The following is a 4637-nucleotide window of genomic DNA, read 5'->3' on the forward strand; positions in this document are numbered from 1 at the left end:
CCTCCGAGGCCTCGTCGGTCGGCAGCGCCGTCACGTGCTGCGCCGGCATGACGCCCGCGAAGAGGCTGTGCATCCCCTCCTCCGGGTCGCAGATCGTCATCGTCGCGAGCGTGTCGCCGTGATAGCCGCCGAGGAAGGACAGGAACCGGGTGCGGCCGGTGACGCCGCGGTTGATCCAGTACTGCAGCGCCATCTTCATCGCGATCTCCACCGAGACCGAGCCGGACTCGGCGAAGAAGACATGGTCGAGGTCGCCGGGCAGCAGGGCGGCGAGCCGGCTCGCCAGCCGATAGGCCGGCGCGTGCGCCAGACCGCCGAACATCACGTGCGGCGCGCGCGCGAGCTGCCGCTCCACCGCCTGGCGGATGTGCGGGTGGTTGTAGCCGTGGCAGGCGGTCCACCAGGAGGCCACGCCGTCGACCAGCTCGCGCCCGTCTTCCAGGATCAGGCGCGCGCCTTCCGTCCGCGCGACGGCGAGCGGCGCGGGGGCGGTCTTCATCTGGCAGTAGGGGCGCCAGACATGGCGCGCGCCTGCCGCCAGCCAATCGGGCGCGCCAGAGGTTGGGGACGGCATCGACGGGCTCCGCGAGAGTTTCGGCCGCGGCTCTTTCGCACGTGTCAAAGGTGGGGCATAGCGGACGCGTGACCGACACCCTGACCGCCTTCGCCCAAGGCAAGATCGACCAGCTCGCCGCCTCCAGCCTGCTGCGCACCCTGCGGCCGACCGGGCGCCGGGACGGCGTCTTCGTCGAGCGCGGCGGCCGGCGGCTGGTCTCCTTCTCCTGCAACGACTACCTGGGCCTCTCGCATCACCCCGCGGTCAAGGCCGCCGCCCAGGCGGCCATCGAAACCTATGGGACCGGGTCCGGGGCCTCGCGGCTGATCACCGGCGACAACCCGCTGTTCGCCGAGCTGGAGGCGCGGCTCGCGGCGCTGAAGGGGACCGAGGCCGCCTGCATCTTCGGCTCCGGCTACCTGGCCAACGCCGGCATCATCCCGACCTTCGTCGGACCCGGGGACCTCATCCTGGTCGATGAGCTGGCGCACGCCTGCATCTGGAGCGGCGCGAAGCTTTCCAGCGCGCAGACCGTCGCCTTCCGCCACAACGACGTCGCCGACCTCTCCGCCAAGCTGGCCTCCCTGCGGGGCGAGGCCGGCAGGACGCTGATCGCCACCGACGGGGTCTTCTCGATGGACGGCGACATAGCCCCGCTGGACGAGATCAGCCGCGCGGCGCGGGCGCATGACGCCTGGCTGCTGGTGGACGACGCCCACGGCCTGGGGGTGGTCGGCGACGGCAGCGGAACGGCGAAGCTGTTTGCGGACGCCCGCGTCGACCTGCAGATGGGCACGCTGTCCAAGGCGATCGGCGGCTACGGGGCCTACGTCTGCGCGACCAAGCCGGTGATCGACTTTATCAAGACCCGATCCCGCACGGTGGTCTATTCGACCGGCCTGCCTCCGGCGAACGTCGCAGCGGCCCTGGCCGCGCTCGACGTCATCGCCCGCGAGCCCGAGCGCGTCGCCGGCCCCATCGCCCGCGCCCGGCGCCTGACCGCCGCCCTCAACCTGCCGGCCGCCGAGAGCGCGGTGGTGCCGATCGTGCTCGGCGAGGCCGAGACCGCGCTGGCGGCCGCCCGCGACCTGGAGGCCAGAGGCCTGCTGGCGGTGGCGATCCGCCCGCCGACGGTTCCGGCCGGGACCGCGCGGCTCAGGTTGGCGTTCTCGTCGGAGCACACCGAGGAGCAGGTCGACCAGCTGATCGAGGCCCTGCGGCCATGGCTTCCGCGCTGAACGCGCCGGCGCTCTTCGTCGCCGGCGCCCACACCGACATCGGCAAGACCCACGTCGCCTGCGCCCTGATCCGTGCGGCGCGCGCCCGGGGCCTCGCCTGCGACGCCTTCAAGCCGGTGCTGAGCGGCTTCGAACCCGCCCGCTGGGCGGAGAGCGACGCGGGCCGGCTGCTGGACGCGCTGGGCCTCGGCGAGGCCGAGCTCGACTCGGTCTCCCCGCTGCGCTTCACAGCCCCGCTGGCCCCGCCGATCGCCGCCCGGCGCGAAGGCGTGCGCCTGGAGATCGCCGCGATCGTGGAGCGCTGCGCCGAATGGCTGGAGCGCAGCCCAGCCGAGCTGAAGCTGCTCGAGGGCGCGGGCGGGCTGATGTCGCCGATCGCCGAGGATGGGACGGCCCTCGACCTGCCGGAGGATCTGGCCCTGCCCTCGATCCTGGTCGGCGGCGCCTATCTGGGCGCGGTCAGCCACGTCCTCACCGCCCTGGAGGTCCTGCGCGCGCGCCGCCTGCCGGTCCTGGCCCTGGCGGTCAGCGAGGACGCCGACGCCGAAGCGCCCGACTTCGCCGAGACGGTGGAGCTGGTGCGCAGCTTCGCCGGCGACGTCCCCGTGGTGTCGGCGCGTCGCGGCGACGAGCGTCCTTGGGCCGAGGCGCTGCTCTCGCTGGTCCTGGCGTAGGCGCCGCCGCTTCCCTACCTTCACCGCGCGATCCGAGGGTGACCCGTGCAGCCGATCATCACCATCGAGGGCCTCGCCAAGACCTACGCCGGCGGGTTCCAGGCGCTGAAGGGCGTCGACCTGACGATCCGCCAGGGCGAGATCTTCGCCCTGCTGGGGCCGAACGGCGCAGGCAAGACGACGCTGATCGGCGTGGTCTGCGGCCTGGTCAAGCCGACCGCCGGCCGCGTGGTGGCCGACGGCCACGACATCCGGAAGGACTTCCGCGCCGCGCGCGAGAAGATCGGCCTGGTGCCGCAGGAGCTGGCCACCGACGCCTTCGAGACGGTCTGGGCGACGGTCTCCTTCTCGCGCGGCCTGTTCGGCAAGGCGCCCAACCCGGCCTACATCGAGAAGGTGCTGCGGGACCTGTCGCTGTGGGACAAGAAGGATGCCCAGCTGCGGGCCCTGTCCGGCGGCATGAAGCGGCGGGTGATGATCGCCAAGGCGCTGAGCCACGAGCCGCGGATCCTGTTCCTCGACGAGCCCACCGCCGGCGTCGACGTCGAGCTTCGGCGCGACATGTGGGAGATGGTCCGCGGGCTTCGCGAGAGCGGCGTCACCATCATCCTGACCACCCACTACATCGAAGAGGCCGAGGAGATGGCCGACCGCATCGGCGTCATCTCCAAGGGCGAGCTGATCCTGGTCGAGGAGAAGACCGTCCTCATGCGCAAGCTCGGCAAGAAGCAGCTGACGCTCAATTTGCAGGAGCAGCTGACCACCCTGCCCGCCGGCCTCGACGGCTACCAGCTGGAGCTGGCGGCCGGCGGCCAGGAGCTGGTCTACACCTTCGACGCCCAGGCCGAGCACACCGGCATCGCCGATCTTCTGCGCGAGCTTTCCAAGCGCGGCGTCGACTTCAAGGACCTGCAGACCAGCCAGAGCTCGCTCGAAGAGATCTTCGTCAGCCTGGTGAGGAGCCGCGCATGAACGTCCACGCCGTCGCGGCCATCTACAAGTTCGAGATGGCGCGGACCTTCCGCACCCTGATCCAGTCGATCGCCGCCCCGGTGATCACGACCTCGCTCTATTTCATCGTCTTCGGGGCGGCGATCGGCAAGCGCATGGCCAGCGTCGACGGGGTCTCCTACGGCGCCTTCATCGTGCCCGGCCTGATCATGCTGTCGATCCTGACCGAGAGCATCTCCAACGGCTCGTTCGGGATCTACATGCCGAAGTTCGCCGGAACGATCTACGAGGTGCTGTCGGCGCCGATCTCGGCGGCCGAGATCCTCTGCGGGTATGTCGGCGCCGCGGCTTCGAAGTCGGTGATCCTGGGCACGGTGATCCTGATCACGGCGCGGCTGTTCGTGCCCTTCGAGATCGCCCATCCGGTCTGGATGGTCGCCTTCCTGGTGCTGACCGCGGTCACCTTCAGCCTGTTCGGCTTCATCACCGGCGTCTGGGCGGACGGCTGGGAGAAGCTGTCGATCATCCCAATGCTGGTGATCACGCCGCTGACCTTCCTCGGCGGCAGCTTCTACTCGATCCGGATGCTGCCCGAGATCTGGCAGAAGATCGCCCTGTTCAACCCGGTGGTCTATCTGATCAGCGGCTTCCGCTGGGCCTTCTACGGGATCTCCGACGTCGGCGTGGGCCTGAGCCTCGCGGCCACCGCCGGCTTCATGCTGGTGTGCGTGGTGATCGTCGGCCGGATCTTCGCCACGGGCTGGCGGCTGCGGACGTGAAATCCCTCCCTTAGTTAAGGGACGGAACTACCCCCTCGGCCTTCGCTTCAGCGCCACATAGAGCGCGCCGGCCCCGCCGTGGCGGCGATGGGCCTCGGAGACGCCGGCGACGATCTTCGCCAAGTGCGGCGCGGCCAGCCACTCGGGCGTGCGGCGGCGCAGGATCCCGTCGCCCTGTAGGCCCTTGCCGGTGATCACCAGCACGGCGCGGAAACCCTCGTCCCAGGCCCGGTGCAGGAAGCTTTCGAGCACCGCGCGGGCGCGGTCCTGGTCGTAGCCGTGCAGGTCGAGGCGCGCGGCGATCTCGTCGCGCTCGCGGGCGATGCGGTGATGGCGGTTGGGCTCGATGCCGTCGACGCGTTCGCGCGGGCGGGCCGGCTTGCGGGCCTGCGCCTTCGCCAGCGCGGCGGGCTTCGGCGGCACGTGGGCCGGAGAGTCG

Annotated in this window: 6 protein-coding genes; 4 read left to right on the top strand and 2 right to left on the bottom strand. The window is 70.9% G+C overall.

What is annotated here, in order from left to right; all coding sequences use genetic code 11:
* Nucleotides 1-574: aminotransferase class III-fold pyridoxal phosphate-dependent enzyme (locus VJS38_RS06435; RefSeq protein WP_324087329.1), on the bottom strand; the 574-nt coding region annotated here is incomplete at its 3' end.
* 68 nt (nucleotides 575-642) lie between these two features.
* Between VJS38_RS06435 and bioF the strand changes: the two genes are divergently transcribed.
* The 4 genes from bioF to VJS38_RS06455 are packed head-to-tail and all read left to right on the top strand — an operon-like array spanning nucleotide 643 to nucleotide 4198.
* Entirely contained in the window at nucleotides 643-1794 is a 1152-nt protein-coding gene (gene bioF / locus VJS38_RS06440; protein ID WP_324087330.1) for an 8-amino-7-oxononanoate synthase, read from the top strand.
* Entirely contained in the window at nucleotides 1779-2468 is a 690-nt protein-coding gene (gene bioD / locus VJS38_RS06445; protein ID WP_324087331.1) for a dethiobiotin synthase, read from the top strand. Before bioF ends, bioD begins: the two co-directional genes overlap by 16 nt.
* 45 nt (nucleotides 2469-2513) lie before the next feature.
* Nucleotides 2514-3440 (top strand): ABC transporter ATP-binding protein, encoded by a 927-nt coding sequence (locus VJS38_RS06450; protein WP_324087332.1) that lies wholly within the window; start codon nucleotides 2514-2516, stop codon nucleotides 3438-3440.
* Entirely contained in the window at nucleotides 3437-4198 is a 762-nt protein-coding gene (locus VJS38_RS06455; protein WP_324087333.1) for an ABC transporter permease, read from the top strand. The genes VJS38_RS06450 and VJS38_RS06455 overlap by 4 nt, the downstream gene beginning before the upstream one ends.
* A 27-nt stretch (nucleotides 4199-4225) precedes the next feature.
* Here the strand turns inward: VJS38_RS06455 and VJS38_RS06460 are convergent.
* On the bottom strand, nucleotides 4226-4637 hold a 412-nt coding region (locus VJS38_RS06460), incomplete at its 5' end, for a Smr/MutS family protein (RefSeq protein WP_324087334.1).

The organism is Phenylobacterium sp., assembly GCF_035276905.1.
Lineage (GTDB): Bacteria > Pseudomonadota > Alphaproteobacteria > Caulobacterales > Caulobacteraceae > Phenylobacterium.